Here is a 17789-nt window from a genome sequence, read left to right on the forward strand (position 1 = left end):
TTTACATCTCAAATATCAATTCAATTTTAAAATACTCTTCATCTTGTGTGATAGTGTATGAAAACCCTATTTCATAGCTTAATCGTTTTAATATTTTTTCTCCTATTTTGGAGCTAAATAAGTATTTCTCATCTCCTATATGATTGCCTATCCAAATCTTTCTTTCTAATGAATTACACCCAATTTCAACTGTACTGTACTCTTTTGCATAAGTAATAGCATTCTCCAATAAAGCACTTAAAACTTTAGAGAGCAACTGTTCTGAAACAAAAAGTGTAAAAGTTTCAATAGGAAGTTTTAATAAAAGTCCTTTTCGTTGAATTAAAATTGCCATCTTATTTTGAAGTACATTAAGTATTTGGTTAATTCCAATATTCTTTTTTTCTTCAAAATCTGAACTTTCAAGAAAAAGAATATTTTTAAGCTCTTTAGTCAATCTTTCTATATCGTGACCTAAATCAGTAATAAATTTATGCTTCTCATAATGATCACTATTTTCATAGACATCTAATCTTGATCTCATAAGCGCCAAAGGTGTTTTAAGTTCATGAGCAGCTTCTTTAAATAATTCTGCTTCTTTTTGACGATATCCTTCTAATCGTCTTACCAATGCATCAAAAGCTGTTGAAACCTCTTTAATTTCAGAAGAAGCATCATTTAAAATCAAATCAAGTGGGCTTTCCCGTTTCCATTCTCGTGTTTTTATTGCTAATAATTCTAAGGGTTTCATATAAAAATCAAGTGTAAAAATAATAATAAATAAAATAATGAGTAATGAAACAATATAACGAATAAGTAATTTTTGGCTGTATTTAAAGGAGGCTTTATCAATTTTTTGATGATCGCTGATAGCATTAAGATAATAATTATTGGAAAGTTTTATAGATGAAGTAATTAGCTTATCATTAGTCCTATATGGATTGATGGAAATAACAAATCGCAGTGAATTCACTTCAGAATCACTTAAAATCATTAAGTTATGAGGAATCGTATAGAGGAAATTTACATTACTGGATGGTATTAAAGCAGTAGTTATGTATTCATCATTACTTTCAATAAGAAGGTGTGTCAGTACACGTTCTACCTCTTCTTCTTTTTGAGTGTAAATCGTTTTTACAGCAATCAAAAGGTTAATACTAAATGCTATTACGAGCCCTATGGAGAAAATTAGAGTAATTTTAAACTTCAACGATGTAGCCCATTTAAATCGCAATTAAATATCCTCGTGTTTTTATGGTTTTAATAATACCGTGATTGAGCTTACGACGTATGCGTCCGATCAGTTCATCAATCGCATTGGAGGTGATATTTTGAGGATTATCATATAGAGCATCTAAAATTTCTTCACGAGAAGCAATATTTCCCCGCTCCAAAAGATAAAAAAATAATTTTTGCTCATTACTGCTCAGGAGAATTTCATCCCCGGCTTTTTTGATTGTTTTGGAATGTGTATCAATTTCAATATCTTCAAAGTTTTTTACTTTTGGTACATAACGACGCGACAAGGCACTCAAACGGGCTCGCAATTCTTTAATATCGAACGGTTTTTCCAGATAGTCATCAGCCCCATATTCAAGCCCTTGAACTTTTTCATCGATAGTTCCTAATGCACTAAGGATTAATATACCCATTGAAGAGTTTTTATATCTAGCGTAAGTGATTAATTCTCTTACACGATCTTTTCCATGGAATGTACGGTCTACAAGAAAAATTTGATACGAGTATGCATCCAGATACGTTTTAGCATCGTTTACATCACTGACGGTATCAATAATCCACTCTTCATTTTGCAAAGAAAGTTTTAATAATTCAAGGAGCTCAGGCTCGTCATCAGCAATGAGTATGCGCATCTACAACTCTTTCACTCCCGTCATGAATATCTTAATGGTTTTATCTTTCAATTCCCTTTTAATAGCTGCTGACAAAACTATCGCCTCGGTTTCATGCAGAAAAAGACGAAACAGTCCAAAATCTCGTCTTGCACTGACTTGTTCTTCGGCGCTTATTAAAAAAGCTCCTGCGCTGTAGCGTTTGGAAGGGAAAAAGTAGAAATCATCATATCCTTCTTCCAATAATAAATCAACCAATATATCTTTATTGGCAACTTCAAAGTAAATATCCATACTTGTTATGCTCATCATTTACCCTTTTTGTAAATCATTTTAAACGCAGGCGGCAAAATGAGAAGCGTTAAGATTGTCGATGTCACTAATCCTCCCAATACAACTATCGCCAGCGGTTTTTGGATTTCACTCCCGACTCCTGAAGCAAATAGCAATGGTAAAAGACCCAAAGCGGCAATAAAGGCTGTCATAAGAACTGGTCTAAGCCTTCTACGTGCCCCTTCAGTAACCGCATCATCAATTGAATAGCCATTTCCTAAAAGGGTATTAAAATAGCTCACCATTACAACTCCGTTAAGTACCGCAATTCCAAATAGTGCGATAAATCCGACGGATGCCGGAACAGAAAGATATTCACCGCTAAAATACAGTGAAATAATACCACCGGTCACTGCAAACGGAATGTTGAGTAAAATAAGAGCAGTGGCGCTCACAGAACGGAACGTAAAGAAAAGAATCAGGAAAATGATTCCGATACTGATGGGGATAACCGTCATCAACTTAGCGGCAGCACGTTGCTGATTTTCAAATTGTCCGCCATACACGATGGTGTATCCTTTAGGAAGTTTGATATTAGCATCAATTTTTTGTTTGGCTTCCTCTACAAAGCCAACCAAATCCCGTCCCTCAACATTGGCACGAACCGTACTGTATCGTTTCCCGTTTTCACGATCGACTTTCAAAGCCCCTTCACTGGTTTCAATTTGAGCGACACTGGAAATAGGAACTGAAAACCCGTCACTTAACGGAAGCTCCAACGATTTGAAAAGTTCCATATCTTGAGAGACTTCACTGTCGAGCCGCATCAAGACGGGAATTCTTGCATTATCGACCGAAAGCTCATCAATCGTAACCCCTTCCAAGGCCGTTTTTAGAAAAAGTTCAAGTTCAGCCGTATCCACACCGGTCTTGGCCGATTCCGTTCGGTTAGGTTTTACACTAAGGTAATTCACCCCTTCGTTAAGCGTTGTAAACACTTCGGACGACCCTTTTATTTCGCCAAGCGTATCGGCAATATTTTGACTGAGTTCATTCAGCTTATCAATATCACTTCCATAAATCTTGATTGCCAAATCACCCCGAGAACCTGTGAGCATTTCCGATATCCGCATTTCAATCGGTTGGGTAAAGCTAAAACTTATACCTGGAAATATTTTAAGCGACTCGTGAATTTTACTTTTGATCTCTTCTTTATTCTTCGCTTTCCATTCTTTTTGCGGTTTTAGCGTAATAAAGGTATCCGTTTGATTTAGCCCCATAGGGTCAAGTCCTAGTTCATCGGATCCGGTTCTAGCCACGATCGTTTTGATTTCCGAAACATGCTCAATTAACGTACGCTGTATGGCGAGATTGAGTTCTTTCGATTTTTCAAGCGAAATAGAAGGAGGGGTTTCAATCCCTAAAATGATATCTCCCTCATCCAAAGTCGGCATGAAGCTTTTCCCTACAAAGGCAAACAGGGTAAAGCTGATAATCAAAAAGGTTATAGCACCCGTAAAAAGAACTTTTGTACGGGTCAATGCAAATTTGAGCATCGGTTCATAAAGACGTGCAAAAAATTTACCGATAAACGTATCTTCATGAGGAGTACTCTTTAAAATCAAAGAACTCACAACCGGAATAAGTGTTAATGACAGAAGAAGTGAACCAAAAAGGGCAAAAATGATCGTCATCGCTACAGGAGCAAATAATTTTCCTTCCAATCCCTCCAATGTTAGTAGCGGTAAAAAGACGACACCAATGATCAAAATACCGCTGAATACTGCTGTGCTTACCTCTTTTGTTGCTCGATAAACTTGATGTAATTTTGGAAGAGATGTATCATTTTCACTTAGTTTGGCAAACGCATTTTCAACGACTACGACAGCAGAATCAACTAGCATACCGATTGCTATAGCCAATCCTCCCAAGCTCATCAAATTCGCACTCAAGCCAAAATATTTCATCATTAAAAAAGCAATCGCGATTGAAAATGGCAAAATAACACTGACGGCGATTGCTGCACGGACATCTCCCAAAAAGACCATTAGCAGAACAATAACCAATACGATAGCTTCCACTAATGCTTTAGAAACCGTACCCACTGCCTTCTCGATCAGATTACTTCGGTCATAAAAAGGGACAATGCTCACACCTGCGGGAAGCATCGGTTTCAGTTGATCGAGCCTTTCTTTGATCTGTGAAATTGTTTCTTGGGCATTTGCCCCTTTAAGCGTCAGAACCAAACCTTCAGTTGCTTCTCCGACACCGTCTTTGGTGACAAATCCCAATCGCGTTCTTGAGTCATCTCGAACTTCACAAAAATCACCTACACGAATCGGTCCGTTGTGTGAATGGATTGTGATATTGGCTATTTCACTTGCATCTTTGACTCCACTTTGAACTTTAACCAAATAACTCTCTTCGTTTGCATCGACCCGTCCAGCACCATCGTTTTTCAGATTTTTTTCCAAAGTATCTTGCAATGTGCTCAGAGGTATCCCCAGATTACGCATTGCCGTATAATCAGGCTGAACCACAATAGCCCGTGCTTCTCCGCCAAGAGAATTAACATCCGCCACCCCTTTTGCACCGCGTAATGCTGGACGAATGACAAAATCGAGCAATTCGCGTTTCTCTTTTGGGCTTATATTTCCTTCAATCGTAAACATAAATGCTTCGCCCAACGGTGTGGTAATAGGTGCCATACCCCCTTCTACCCCCTTTGGAAGTGTTGGCAAAAGTGATGCAAGTTTTTCAGAAACTTGATTACGTGAGCGATAAATATCGGTACCGTCATTAAAATCAATCGTTATATCTGCAATCGCATATTTTGACGTACTCTTGAGAAGCTTCTCATTTTCCAATCCCAACAATTCAGCTTCTAACGGTTTAACAACACGGTTTTCGACCTCTTCAGGGGTCATACCGGGTGCTTTCAAAATAATTTTCACCTGAGTCGATGAAATATCCGGAAAAGCGTCAATCGGTATTTTATAAAACGAATAGACCCCATACCCGAATAGGGCTAGGGAGAGGAGAATGACAATGAGCCGTTGTTTGAGAGAAAATTCAATAATAGCGTTCAGCATTATTCAAATCCCAATCCGCTCAAAGAACCTTTTAGGGTAATTATCCCATCACTCGCAACTTTTGATGTCACGTTCAGTCCCTCAGGTTTAACCGCTACATAATCTTTATAAATCTTTTGAATCTGAATGGTTTGAGGTTTAAATCCCGTTGCCGTTTGTATAAAGCAGATATCATTTTTTTTGTATTTTGTGACCGAAGAGCGTGGAATCAATATCCATTTATCGGTTTGCATTGAAGTAATATAAAATTCACCCGAAGTCCCTGCACGGTTATTATTATTTGTACTTAGTACAGCAATGGCAGTTCCTGAATTGCTCATATCATCAACAGCCGACGATACTGCTGTAATTTTTCCGGCTTCTACACCTGTTTTATCCATCACCAACGTACCTTTATGAATACTTCCAATCATTTTTGGAGGGATTTTGATAAATGCACTGAGTGCATTTGCACTGGCAATTTTCAGATAAGGGACAAACGGTTCAATCTTTTCTCCGGATTTGAGAGGAGCATGAGCCAATATTCCGCTTTGACGGGCTCTGATGGTAAACATCATCCCGTTTTTCGGTTTAATATCTGCACCTGAGAAAATAAATCGGTTTTCTATCTCGGTTACTTTGGACTTCAGACTCAAAACTTCAATGCTGCTTTTTTGCGATTCACGCAAAGATATCACTCCGTCCTTGTACAGAGCATCATCTTTTTTTACATACTCTTGAGCCAATTTAAGGCGATTTCGAAGATCATTGAGTTCATAGCTGCTTGAGAGCAATTCTGAAGAGGCAATGGTACAAATGACTTCCCCTTTTTTGACGGTATCACCAGTTTGTTTCATCAGCTCTGCTACTGTAGCTTCACCACTTAGCGTATAACTTCTTGCACCCTTGTCGCTGTAATCAAATGTTCCAATAAACGGGCCCATGGCTTCAGACTTGATCATTCGTACCTGTTCTACTGCGATGCCCATTTTTTTCATCTGTACTTCGTTCATTGTGATTTGTGCCATTAACGCCGTAGCGCTTAACAGAATTAATAAACTTTTTTTCATTACCAGATCCCCCCAATTTTTTCTTCGATTGCAGACATTTCTTCAATGTAGTTTTGTTTGACTTGAAGCGTGCGTAAGCGTGCATCATAGTAAGCGTTTTTGGAAGCGAGATATTCAAATTGGCCTATTACGCCCCCTTCATACCCTTTTTGCGCTATTGTAAAGAGAGTTTCATAACTCTTTTCATTTTCGCTCAAAACTTTAATTCTTTCTTCACGTTCTTGTAAATGTTCCACCAATCCACGAACACTGATGTGAAGTTTTTGTTTGTTTACTTCTTGCGAATGGGCTAAAGCACTTCGTTCACTCATCAATGCGGCAATTTTATTCTCATTTTTACTGCTGAGTGTCAGTGGAACGGTAAGACGAAAATCTAGACTGTTTTGTGTAGGTTCTTGTGTCATCCCAACCCCAAGTGAGACGGATTCGATTGTAGAGTGGCGCAACGTGGAAATCTGGGCATCTATCGCTTCAATCCGAACATTCAATGATTTCAACAACGGTGCATTGTTAATGCGTTCCTCCAATGTAGCTGTTTTAATAAATTCAAAATTCATATCATCGACGATAACATTTTCCTGCGACATAACCGATTCTTTTAGATAGTGCTGTGCATGTTCAGCTTCCATCATTACCAATGCTACTTCTTGAAGTGTATTTTTGTATTCGCTTTCCAAACGCAAAAGTTCCATCTGCGACAATCGCCCTCCTTTGAACTTCTTTTCTCCTATTTGGTAAGCTTTATAAGAAAAATCACGTTTTTGCGACATAACCGCATTTCTTTCCTGTTCGAGTTGATACATCAACCAAAAACGTTTCAATGCTACTTGTATCAGCCCTTTTTGAATCGACATCTCAGATTCGGTCCCTTTTTTTTGGAGTTCAAATTCATACGCTTGTGCTGATTTAAGGGATGGCATTTTCATCGTATAATCAACCATCATCCCATACTGCTGACCACTGTCAGCAGGTGTATTCGCATGTATTTTTCGCCCGGATGTTTCGATACTCAAAGCTTCCCCTGCTAAAGCGGAAGCCTTTTCAAAACCGATCGCATTTAAATGTCCGTGAGATTGGATGAGTTCTCCAGAAGCTGTATAAGCTTGTTCTGAAAGGTCATTAAAACTTATTGCATACCCTAAAAACGGTATTAAAATAACACTATATCCCCATGACATTTTCATTGTATTGGTTCCATTTTTAAAATCAATCCGTTAGCAGGATCCACATAAAGTTTGATATCTTTTGCAGTGACATCCGTAGCGTAGACTTGATACACCAATTCAGAAGCAATGTCTCGAAGTTTGATACTGCGGACACCATAGCCTTCATTTGAAAGATGCTTGCGGATATCCTCTTCATTCATAGGTGCCATTGATTTATAATACTGGTGTTCTTTCATGCTTTTAACTAAATGGTTTCTGTGATTTCCAAAAGCATATTTCATATGTTCTTGTGTCGGAATAGTGACCGATGAACCCATTGTTCCATAAAGAGATAAGGAAAGACATGTCAAATAGATAAAAATAATACGTTTCACTATTTATCCTTTTATAAAATATAATCGGGATTTTATAGATTCAACATGAGAAAATCATGAGAAGCTTATAATAGCTTCATACACAGTTGGAAGGAAAAGAGTATATTGTTGCTGATGGTGATATAATGCATTTTAGATTTAATGTTTAATTTGGGGGAAAATCATGGAATACTCATTCAAGTATGTTGGACCTAAGCCTCTTATCTCTAAAACAGGTATTGATTTCGATCAAAACAAAGAGGATAAGTTTGTTTTCATGAGTATCGTTGCAGAGCTTATCCAAGCACTGGATCACGAATATATTACCGACAAAAACTATGTCTGTAATACAGGGGATAGACCTTTAAACTCTGATGCAATTCTTGGACTTATACGCAAATATAATCCAAATCTTACTTTAGAAATAGAAGAGCGCAAAAAATTGACTGAAAAAGCGATTACTGATGAGCTTGATCGGGCAAATCATAACAAATTATTATGTGCCGAAGAGTGCCAAATATTGGTAAAAAATATAGAACTAATGCGTTCGTATAATATCCAACGCTCTATCAACAAAAGTATCTATTACAGTGGAATCAATATTTTGGCTGAGATTATTAAGCGGGGGCATATTGATACAATCATCTCACCGATGTTTTTAAAATTCAACCATGTATTTCACTCTGTTCAAGGAGTTTTAGTAAAACTTCATCCCCCTATCGACAGTACTATCGATATTTATGAAGATAGTGGACATCTTAAAACAAAATTTACGATTCTTCACAAAGTGTAGCAATCGTTTCACCGAATCGTACACTCTCCCCTACTGTAACATGAGAGGTTAGCATCCCCGATTCGGCCAATAAAATAATAGTTGACCCCATCATAAAACATCCAAAATCATCCCCTTTTGAGAGATGCAGGTTTTCATACTCGTAAACTCCCCCCATAGAACTACTATTGGTATTAATGAGAGGTTCAAAACTCACAACCATCTTACCAACATTTAATGCCCCGACCAATACAAGATAAAATAATTTACCGTTAGTGCTAATACACTCCAAAACAACCCGCTCATTTTCGATAAATAGATCAACTTTACGTTTGAGTGTCGGAATGTTTACGGGATAGAGTTTACCCGCTATATGGATTGCTTTAGTCACTTGCATATCGAGGGGAATATGATAACGATGATAATCACGCGGTGAAAGATAAAAATTGATATAATCACCATTGATTAGGCGATCTTTATTGCTTTGCGAGATATGCTCCCCTAAAAAACCATTAACATCATAACTCATCCCTTTGATTTGCAATGCACGTGTTTGCTCAATCCGTCCTGCTTCTGTAATTAATGAATCACACGGGCTAATCATCGCATTAGGGTTTCGATCAAATCGACGTGGCTCATTTAAATGACGCGTAAAAAGGGCATTTAACGTCTCATAACTCTCCGTTGATTTAAAATCAGACATATCCAGCCCCATCATGGAGACGTATGTTTTGTTAATAAATTTTTGAAATGCGGAAGAGTGTTTTTTGGAGGCAAACTTTCCAAAGGCTTGAGATAGTGTTGATGTAAAATGTTGTTGCACGGTTACTCCTGATGTTCATCGGTTTGAATTTCACGTTTAGCGATCTCTTCGATCAATACGGTGGCATAACACCCTTTTGGAAGGGTAAAATGGAGCTCAAACCACGCTTCATTCTCTTTGTACTCCCCCTCAACCTCTTCGGGATAAATCCAGCCATAACGTCGTGCACCATCGATTCCGCTTGTGATAGTATCAAACTCTGATTCAATACTTTGAGCCAGTCCTTGTGCTCTCGTAGCACGTTTACCGCTTAATAATCCACTTATCGAAATATCATGCTTCTCGAAACGAGCCACCTCTTCCTCACTCTCATAATGAAACAATTTTCCATAAGGATAATGCATCATGACATCACCGTGAATAAGCTTCAGCGGGTGTTTTTGAGCTTTCATAGATACTAGCTCTTCCTCAGGAAGATTAACAATCGATGAAAGCTCTTTCGGGGTAAACTCTTCGAGTAGTTTCGAAATTTGTATCCGTTTTCCAAGCCATGAATTAAAAAGATAGCTTTGATATGAATTAATATAAAACTGATGAAGCTTTCTATTTTTTTCTTTGAGGGTTCCTGCTAAAATAGCCTCCCCCTTTTTATAGTTTTCACCATCCAACCCGAAACGTTGAAATCCAAAATAGTTGGGCATACCATTTTTTTTAATCGCCTTGAGTGCCTCTTGGATTTTAAAAGCTGATGTCGGATTTACCTTTTTTAAACGTATAAAGAATCTATTTCCTTTAAGGTGACCGATCCGAATTTTATTGTTGTGGTATTGTTTTTCAAGGATTTTAATCCCTTCGTGTTCGAAATTTTCCAAGAGCGGTTCAAACTTTTTAGGAACTGAAATGTACTGTTTGGTTTGAGCATTTTTATCTTTAAGACCAGCATAACCGATATCACGGCTTTTAATCCCTAAATGATTACTGAAAATATCAACCATTTGCCAAGTTGAGAGATTTTTTTTGCGAACATGGAGCACCAAATGCTCACCCTCACCGCTAAAAGGGTAAAGGGGTATCTCATCAACGACAAAATCACGTGCAGATTGACGAAAATGAAACTCTATCGGGCTATGTGGTAAATAATATTGACGTTCCATGAAACTCCTAAAAATGGTGCGATTTGCAGCGATTGATAAATTTTCCGCCCTTAGCGGTTCCTACTATACGCAATGGTGTTCGAGTTACTTTTGATAGTTTTTCGATAGTTTTTTTGTATTTTGGAGAAAAAGCTATCAACATCTCATACTCCTCTCCACTGCATCCAACCGATTTACAAATATTTTTCTCCCAATGGATACTCAAACGATTTATTGAACACAGTTTTTCCATATCACTAAACAAACCATCCGAAATATCCATCCCACATCGAAGATATCGACGCGTTTTTTGTATAAATTTTTGACGCAATACAGGTGCAACAAAACGGCTTTGCGAATGGACTCTTCCCCCTGCACTCAAATAGCGTAAATGTCGAAGTGACTCACCTAATTTCCCTGTGTTGGCGATTAAGTCCCCTTTTTTCATCCCTTTTCGCAATAGTGGTTGTTCACTGTGTGAAATGATCGTAATCGAAATATCTAGCTTAGTGTTGCTAATAGTATCCCCACCGACAATCTCAATATTAAACTTATCAGCACCGTCACGCAATCCACGAGCCAATTCACCCATATCGCTAAGAGAGATTGTTTTAGGGATTGCGATACCGACTAAGGCGTATTTTGGAGAACCATACATCGCAATTGCATCAGAGATATTAACAATCATCGCTTTATAGCCGATTTGGTAAAGTGACAACCATTTACGTTTAAAGTGAACATTTTCAAAAAAAATGTCCTTACTGTAAATCCATGGAGCGATGTATGCACCATCATCACCAATATGCGAATGGTTTTTACTCATCAAATGGATAAAATGGTTCTCTTTATTCACTTATTAATTCGATTCATGTATATATTCTAATTAGGAATTATATTCTATTTGATGTTATGAGTAGATAAAGAATAATATGGGAAAATTACGAATTAACCAACGATGTGTTAGAATAACCGATAACGTGTAAATGGATATTCAAAAATAAAGGAAAAATATGCACGCTTCAATACGAAAAATATTTTTAAATTTAAAAATATACTTAATAATTCTAGGTCTAGGTACAACCTTCTTAACTGTACAGCTTATTAATATTTCACAATTTTCCGACCGTCTTGCGGCTTTAAAAAATCAGCATCTTTTGATTAAGCAAATTACAGCAACGAATCTCAATGATTTGCAAATGTCATCAATCACCATTAATGGTGCATTAGCTGAATTAGCACTTTCGGTTAAAAATTCCAATAAATCTGCATTTCTTGATTTTTTTAGAAAATCAACAAAAGAAGAAGAAGCTCTTGCTCATTCTATCCTATCTACATCGAGTGCATTCCAAGAATCAGCCCTCTTTTGGTCCGAATCGATGGAAAAATCACGCTCAGCTATGTTTGAGCGGATGATATCCGCCCGCAATCTCTACCTCATTGATATTGATTCAATGATTGATTATCAAATTTTTCTTATCAACGACTCAGTGATGTTAGCAAAAATGACTACGTTAATTATTTTTACTCTCGGAATTTTAATTTTCTTCTATTATCAATGGCGTTTAAATCAAATATATCGAGATATTAAATCTGCGTGTTCTATCGATGTGGATGGCACACCACCAAAAATGACGATGGAAGAGATTGATTTCTTGGCTCGTCGATTAGCACGTAAAGCACCTAATATTACGAACCTTGCCCTTTTAAATCCCATTAGTGGAATTAATAATGAGAAAGGGATGGTAACCTCTTATAATATTAAGCGCAATAATAAGAATATGGGTTCTCTCTTTATAGCTCATTTTGAAATCGATCAACACGATAAACTCATTTCTGCACTTTCTAAAGATGATCTTAATTCACTGTATAAAAAGATTGTTGATATTTTATCGATGTACGAACAGCCTCTCGATGTTATTGCCCATTTGGAAAACAATACCTTTGCCTATTTAATGGCAAGAAATTCAAAAGATTCAGCTCTCAGTGAAGCTGAAAAAGTTATTTCATCCGTTCAAGATTCATTATTTCAAAGTGATCAGGGCAATTTCAAAGTTACTTTAAGTGCCGGGTTAATGTTAAAAGCCCCTTCTAAAACACTTGAAGAATCATTGACAATGGTGGCTAAAATTACTGAAAAAGCAAAAGAATCCGGTGGAAATCGAGTTGCTCAACTGCGTGATGGTATTGATCAATTTCGATGATTTAAAAATAATGTTACTTTTTTGGACATATTTTTACCAAAAAAATCTCTTCTAAATTCCGCTAGTCGCTCGCTATAGAGCGATATTACAAAACTATTGTTACCTTTTTGGACACTTTGCGTAATATAAGTTTTCTTACTACTTCTCTTCCTTGATTTAATACTACTCAAGAGTTTGGGTGCTATAATCACTCCTGACTTATGCCAATATTTAGGCATTCGAATATCTTCTTTAATAAGGATGGTGTATGAGTATTCCCGTTCATACGTATGATGCGATTATTGTCGGTGCAGGATTAGCTGGCTGTGCCGCAGCACGTGAATTACAAAAAGCCGGTAAAAAAGTAGCAGTTATTACCAAGCTTCACCCGCTTCGTTCACACTCAGGAGCGGCACAAGGTGGAATCAATGCTGCATTTAGTGATGCAGACAGTGTAGAACTTCATGAATTTGATACGGTCAAAGGGTCAGATTATCTTGCTGATCAAGACGTTGTTGAGTTTATGTGTGAGCGTGCCCCTGAAACCATCCGTTGGGCTGAACGCATGGGGGCTGCATTTAGCCGTAATGCAGATGGAACCATTGCACAGCGCCCTTTTGGCGGACAATCGTCTCCACGTGCTTGTTTTGCAAAAGATAGAACCGGACTAACACTTCTTCAAACAATGTATGAACAAGCTTTCCGTGAAGGTGTTGAGTTTTGGGATGAATGGTATGTTGCTGACCTTCTCTATGCTGAGGGTAAAGTATACGGTGTTGCTGCCTATAATATCCGTAACAGTGATAAAGCTCTATTCAATGCAAAAGCGGTAATGTTTGCTACCGGCGGATACGCTCGTGCCTTTAAAATCAACTCAAATGCTCATGCAAACACAGGTGATGGTCTCTCTCTCGTAGCACGTCACGGTCTTCCGCTTGAAGATATGGAGTTCGTACAATTCCATCCGTCAGGGCTTTCCGGAAACGGTGTTTTGATCTCTGAAGCAGCACGTGGGGAGGGTGGAAAACTTCTCAACTCACTGGGCGAACGCTTTATGGAAAAATATGCCCCTAATGCAATGGAGCTTGCATCTCGTGACGTTGTTGCTCGTGCAATCATCCAAGAAATCCGTGAAGGTCGCGGTGTAGGTCCTCGTAAAGATGCCGTTTATATCGATCTTGTCCATCTTGGAAAAGAGAAAATCATGGAACGTCTACCGGAACTACGTGACCTTGCGATTACCTTCTTAGGGTTAGACATGATTAAAGAGCCGATTTTGATCTCAGCAACCGCTCACTACTCTATGGGTGGTATTCCGATGGATAAACTCGGGCACGTCCGTAAAAACAACACTGAATTTGTCGAAGGGTTTTATGCCGCAGGTGAGTGTTCATGTTCATCCGTCCACGGCGCCAACCGTCTAGGAGCGAACTCGGTTCTTGAAGCATTACTTTTCGGTCGTTTTGTGGGAAAAACAATGGTCGATGAAGTTGATGCTATTGCACTGCGCGAAGCAAGTGAGGCAGATGCTACACGTATGGTGAGTGAAATGGAGTGGGCATTAAGTAATCACGGTCAAGAGTCTGTTAGTGTTTTACGTGAAGAATTACAACAATCGATGACCGATAATGCCGGTGTTTTCCGTACAGCAGAAACGTTAATGGCTCAAATGGCTATCTTAGATGATTTGTGCAAACGTTATAAAAACATCAGTATCAAAGATAAATCAAAAATTTTCAATACCGAACTCCAAGAAGCAATTGAATTTGGGCACATGCTTGATTATTCTCTCTTTATCGTTGCGAGCGCGCTTGCTCGACAAGAGAGCCGTGGAGCACACTTCCGTGAAGATTTCCCAACACGTGATGATGAAAAATTTTTGAAACACACCATGGCATACATGGATACAAACGGACAAATTTCCCTTGACTACATGGATGTCACCCTTGGCAAACATGAAGTTAAAGCACGATCTTATTAAGGAGTACGACGATGGATGCACTTACATCACAAAAGGTGACGTTTAAGGTTTTTCGTTTTAACGAAGAGACCGATTATCTCCCATATTTCAATACTTATACCCTAGACGTTACTCACGAAGAGGTTGTCTTAGACATATTAAACCGTATTAAATGGGATCACGACGGTTCATTGTCGTATCGCCGAAGTTGCCGCCACGGTATTTGTGGGGTTTGTTCGATAAAAGCAAACGGAAAAGGGATTCTTGCCTGTAAAACCCGTTTGTTTGACCTTGTCGAAACATTCGGAAATGAAATCACCTTTGAACCGCTTAGTACTAAACGAGCTATCAAAGATTTGATTATCGATAAAAAAGATTTCTGGGATAAACACGCGGCGGTAAATCCTTATATTACCGGTGAGATTGATGAAAATCCGGTTCAAGAGCATTTGGTAAGTCCTCTTGATGCTGAAAAACTGCTCGAAGCTGATTATTGTATCCAATGCGGTGCATGTCACTACTCATGTCCTGCGGTTGCCATTAATGAAGAGTATTTCGGGCCTGCGGCGTTTGCAGCAGCCTACCGTTTTTCTGCCGATGTCCGTGATGAAGATTCACTAGAGCGTCTACACCTCGTTAATCAAGAAGCAAGCGGTGTTTGGGATTGTGTTAAATGTATGGAGTGTGCGGAGGTTTGTCCTAAAGAGGTTAACCCTATTGAGAAAATAACCAAGCTCCATAATATGGTTTTTGAAGCAAATATTGCTAAAAACAATGTTGCGACTCGACACGCTGTCGGTTTTGCTCACTCTATTGCCAAACACGGTTTGTTGGATGAGGGAGAGTTAGTACGTTACTCTGAGGGGAATATCGGTGTCCTAAAACATGTTCCTGTTGCACTCAAAATGTTTAGTAAAGGCAAAATTGTCTTGCCATGGAATATGCCAAAAGCAGATAAATTAGACGAGATCAAAAAACTTGTCAAGTCATCATCAACTGTAAAGTTTTAGGAGTTAGAGATAATGAAACAATTAAAATACGCACTTTTTACCGGTTGTACTGCTAAAGAGAGTACTCCTGAACAGATGATGTCAACCCTAGCAGTAGCAAAAAAGCTTGGGATAGAACTCATAGAACTCACCGAAGCTTCATGTTGCGGTGCTTCTCACCTACAAGATTACGATGATTTTCTATCGTTAGTTTTAAATGCACGTAACATCGCGTATGCAGAAAAACATGCTCTTACGATGGTGACTATCTGTAATACCTGTCAGCTAAATACGGCAATGACCAAACACAGACTCGATCACAATGCAGAACTCAAAGCAAAAGTGAATGAAAAACTCGCCGAAGTAGGTTTAGAATACAAAGGGACTTCACAAATTACCCATTTCTTATACGCACTTATCGATGATTTCGGTTTGGATAAAATCAAAGAGATGGTGGTTAAACCGTTAAGCCAATTTAACATTGCACCGTTTTATGGATGTCATAATATCCGCCCATCAGAACTTCAAAACGAGACACATAAAGGTCATGAAAGTGCCTACACTCCAACATCACTCGATGATCTTATCGTCGCATGCGGCGGTTTGAGTGTCGATTATGTGGAGAAAACCAAATGTTGCGGTTTCCATGCTGAACTTCAAGCACCACGTACCGCTGCCGTTCTCACTGGAAATGCCGTTGCGGGTGCTATGGATGCGAATGCCGATTGGATGGTAACGCCGTGTCCATTGTGTCACCTAAAACTCGATACTCAAACACACCATGCCTCAGTTGCCATCGGTCGTGATGTATCACTACCGGTTCTTCATATGCAACAAATGGTAGGATTGGCTCTTGGATGTACATCTGAAGAACTTGGTCTCAAACACCACGTAACGAAAGTCGATTTCGTTTAATCCCCTCAATTCTCAAGATTTTATCTCCCCTCTCCCACTCTTTGAGTGGGAATATATACCCAATAAATAGGGTCAGGTATTCAATCTTTACTTTTTACTACACCACAAATCAACCCTGCTGAGAGATTTAGATGCTTTGCAATACTACTTTGAGTATATCCGTCTCTAAAAGCTCTGATAATAGCTTCATTACGTTCTTGTTTGGATGTTACCTCATTCAATAGATGCAGTGCCTCTAAAAGCGACAACTTTACGATCACCAACTTGTAACAATGCCATTTGCAAACCAGTTGTCGAGGTTGAAGAAAAAGCCAATACATCTCCGCCTACTACTAAATTGCTATAAACTTTACTTGCTAAATTCGCCCCTTGTAATGCTGTTATTGATACCATTTTATTTTTCTCCTTGTTTAATTATTTTCATTGGTTCTGCTATTTGTTGAAAATTGACTTCAAACTCTTTTTGTGAATCAGGAAGGAATATGGCTACAAACGCACCAGCACCATCAGTTTCCGGTGCACTAATATCTTGTACTGAATCCTCACAAAAATAGCGAGTATAATCACTTGAAGCATGATACTCATAATTGCAAACAAAATTTAATGGGCTTTTTGCTTTTATTAAATTGTTTCCAATCTGAAAAGCACTTGTACCGCTTTTTTTTGTAGAAAATTCCACAACATAGGATGACTTATTTGTATCTTTTTGAATAGTTACTATATCTATCTCTCCTATTTGCCAATCACAAGCACCCTGCTTATAGTAATCATGATAGATATTTAGCTCATAGTGATTGTCCGACATGGTCGCATTCAAATCTACGTTTTCATCTTGTGCAAACCGAGCCCCAGCAAGCCAAATTACATTATCGCATTTTGGATTGGTTGCGATATAGCGTACAGAAGCCTTTATGTAATACTTGTTTGGGTTTAACGGAAATTTACCGTATATCCTCACTTTCTCTTTCGGATGAGGATTGATATCGGGAATTTTATTTGAATCATAGGCTGTATTTTCTATTCCCCACTTTATTAAAAATACCGATGGAACTGCTATTATGAATGTGTATAGTATGACTTTTTTGATACTCATTTTTTTATCCTTTTATTTTATCAATTCATAATATGGGGCATTCAAGCCTTTATCGGCAATATTCACTTCTAGCTCTTTTTGTAAATTTGAAACTTCTTTCCTCGTTCCCAACGTCCACGTTGGGAATGCATACTGATATCTGAAACCTTTTTTTGTTCACCACATTCGTTCAACATCGATAAGCCCCTCCTTACCTTCATAGTTTCGTGCACTGCTATAACG

17 protein-coding genes and 1 pseudogene are annotated in these 17789 nt (G+C 38.3%); 6 read left to right on the plus strand and 12 right to left on the minus strand.

Annotation, left to right across the window (positions count from 1 at the left end; all coding sequences use genetic code 11):
- Position 1 precedes the first annotated feature (1 nt).
- The 7 genes from PHC76_RS13100 to PHC76_RS13130 are packed head-to-tail and all read right to left on the minus strand — an operon-like array spanning position 2 to position 7783.
- Positions 2-1213 carry a HAMP domain-containing sensor histidine kinase gene (locus PHC76_RS13100; RefSeq protein ID WP_299972870.1) on the minus strand — a complete coding sequence of 404 codons (1212 nt, stop codon included), beginning with the start codon at positions 1211-1213 and terminating at the stop codon, positions 2-4.
- A complete protein-coding gene (locus tag PHC76_RS13105) occupies positions 1203-1850 on the minus strand; it encodes a response regulator transcription factor (RefSeq protein ID WP_299972871.1) in 648 nt (215 codons plus the stop codon). Before PHC76_RS13105 ends, PHC76_RS13100 begins: the two co-directional genes overlap by 11 nt.
- Positions 1851-2138 (minus strand): DUF3240 family protein, encoded by a 288-nt coding sequence (locus tag PHC76_RS13110; RefSeq protein ID WP_300210390.1) that lies wholly within the window; start codon positions 2136-2138, stop codon positions 1851-1853.
- Positions 2138-5194, minus strand: a complete 3057-nt coding sequence (locus tag PHC76_RS13115; protein ID WP_300210391.1) for an efflux RND transporter permease subunit — start codon at positions 5192-5194, stop codon at positions 2138-2140. The genes PHC76_RS13110 and PHC76_RS13115 overlap by 1 nt, the downstream gene beginning before the upstream one ends.
- A complete protein-coding gene (locus PHC76_RS13120) occupies positions 5194-6243 on the minus strand; it encodes an efflux RND transporter periplasmic adaptor subunit (RefSeq protein ID WP_299972876.1) in 1050 nt (349 codons plus the stop codon). Before PHC76_RS13120 ends, PHC76_RS13115 begins: the two co-directional genes overlap by 1 nt.
- Positions 6243-7427, minus strand: a complete 1185-nt coding sequence (locus tag PHC76_RS13125) for a TolC family protein (RefSeq protein ID WP_299972878.1) — start codon at positions 7425-7427, stop codon at positions 6243-6245. Before PHC76_RS13125 ends, PHC76_RS13120 begins: the two co-directional genes overlap by 1 nt.
- Positions 7424-7783 (minus strand): PepSY domain-containing protein, encoded by a 360-nt coding sequence (locus tag PHC76_RS13130; RefSeq protein ID WP_299972880.1) that lies wholly within the window; start codon positions 7781-7783, stop codon positions 7424-7426. The genes PHC76_RS13125 and PHC76_RS13130 overlap by 4 nt, the downstream gene beginning before the upstream one ends.
- A gap of 83 nt (positions 7784-7866) precedes the next feature.
- On the opposite strand from PHC76_RS13130, the pseudogene PHC76_RS14940 reads away from it, so the two are divergent.
- Positions 7867-7932: pseudogene (locus PHC76_RS14940) on the plus strand (DUF933 domain-containing protein); the annotation flags it as partial.
- Between the two features lie 14 nt (positions 7933-7946).
- On the plus strand, positions 7947-8555 hold the full coding sequence (locus tag PHC76_RS13135; RefSeq protein ID WP_299972882.1) for a hypothetical protein: 609 nt from the start codon (positions 7947-7949) through the stop codon (positions 8553-8555).
- Here the strand turns inward: PHC76_RS13135 and PHC76_RS13140 are convergent.
- Genes PHC76_RS13140 through PHC76_RS13150 form a run of 3 tightly spaced genes read right to left on the minus strand, consistent with a single transcriptional unit; the run spans position 8533 to position 11283 of the window.
- A complete protein-coding gene (locus tag PHC76_RS13140; protein WP_299972884.1) occupies positions 8533-9357 on the minus strand; it encodes a phosphatidylserine decarboxylase in 825 nt (274 codons plus the stop codon). The two genes, PHC76_RS13135 and PHC76_RS13140, sit on opposite strands and share 23 nt — an antisense overlap.
- 2 nt (positions 9358-9359) lie before the next feature.
- Positions 9360-10451, minus strand: coding sequence for a tRNA pseudouridine(13) synthase TruD (gene truD / locus PHC76_RS13145; protein ID WP_299972886.1), 1092 nt, complete (start codon positions 10449-10451; stop codon positions 9360-9362).
- Between the two features lie 7 nt (positions 10452-10458).
- Positions 10459-11283: a thiamine-phosphate kinase gene (locus PHC76_RS13150; protein ID WP_299972888.1), complete on the minus strand. Its 825-nt coding sequence runs from the start codon at positions 11281-11283 to the stop codon at positions 10459-10461.
- Between the two features lie 343 nt (positions 11284-11626).
- Between PHC76_RS13150 and PHC76_RS13155 the strand changes: the two genes are divergently transcribed.
- The 4 genes from PHC76_RS13155 to PHC76_RS13170 all read left to right on the plus strand — a co-directional run bounded on the left by PHC76_RS13155 (position 11627) and on the right by PHC76_RS13170 (position 16474).
- A complete protein-coding gene (locus tag PHC76_RS13155; protein ID WP_299972889.1) occupies positions 11627-12631 on the plus strand; it encodes a hypothetical protein in 1005 nt (334 codons plus the stop codon).
- Positions 12632-12878: 247 nt separating this feature from the next.
- Positions 12879-14591, plus strand: a complete 1713-nt coding sequence (locus tag PHC76_RS13160) for an FAD-dependent oxidoreductase (protein WP_299972891.1) — start codon at positions 12879-12881, stop codon at positions 14589-14591.
- Between the two features lie 11 nt (positions 14592-14602).
- On the plus strand, positions 14603-15580 hold the full coding sequence (locus tag PHC76_RS13165) for a succinate dehydrogenase/fumarate reductase iron-sulfur subunit (RefSeq protein ID WP_299972892.1): 978 nt from the start codon (positions 14603-14605) through the stop codon (positions 15578-15580).
- Between the two features lie 12 nt (positions 15581-15592).
- The gene (locus PHC76_RS13170) at positions 15593-16474 is read left to right on the plus strand and encodes a CoB--CoM heterodisulfide reductase iron-sulfur subunit B family protein (protein ID WP_299972894.1); all 882 of its coding nucleotides are present in this window, start codon (positions 15593-15595) and stop codon (positions 16472-16474) included.
- 213 nt (positions 16475-16687) lie between these two features.
- Here PHC76_RS13170 and PHC76_RS13175 read toward each other — a convergent pair whose 3' ends face one another.
- Positions 16688-16867 carry a hypothetical protein gene (locus PHC76_RS13175; RefSeq protein ID WP_299972896.1) on the minus strand — a complete coding sequence of 60 codons (180 nt, stop codon included), beginning with the start codon at positions 16865-16867 and terminating at the stop codon, positions 16688-16690.
- Between the two features lies 1 nt (position 16868).
- Positions 16869-17567, minus strand: coding sequence for a hypothetical protein (locus PHC76_RS13180; protein WP_299972898.1), 699 nt, complete (start codon positions 17565-17567; stop codon positions 16869-16871).
- Positions 17568-17789: the final 222 nt, after the last annotated feature.

It is taken from the genome of Sulfuricurvum sp., assembly GCF_028710345.1.
In the GTDB taxonomy this organism is placed as follows: domain Bacteria; phylum Campylobacterota; class Campylobacteria; order Campylobacterales; family Sulfurimonadaceae; genus Sulfuricurvum.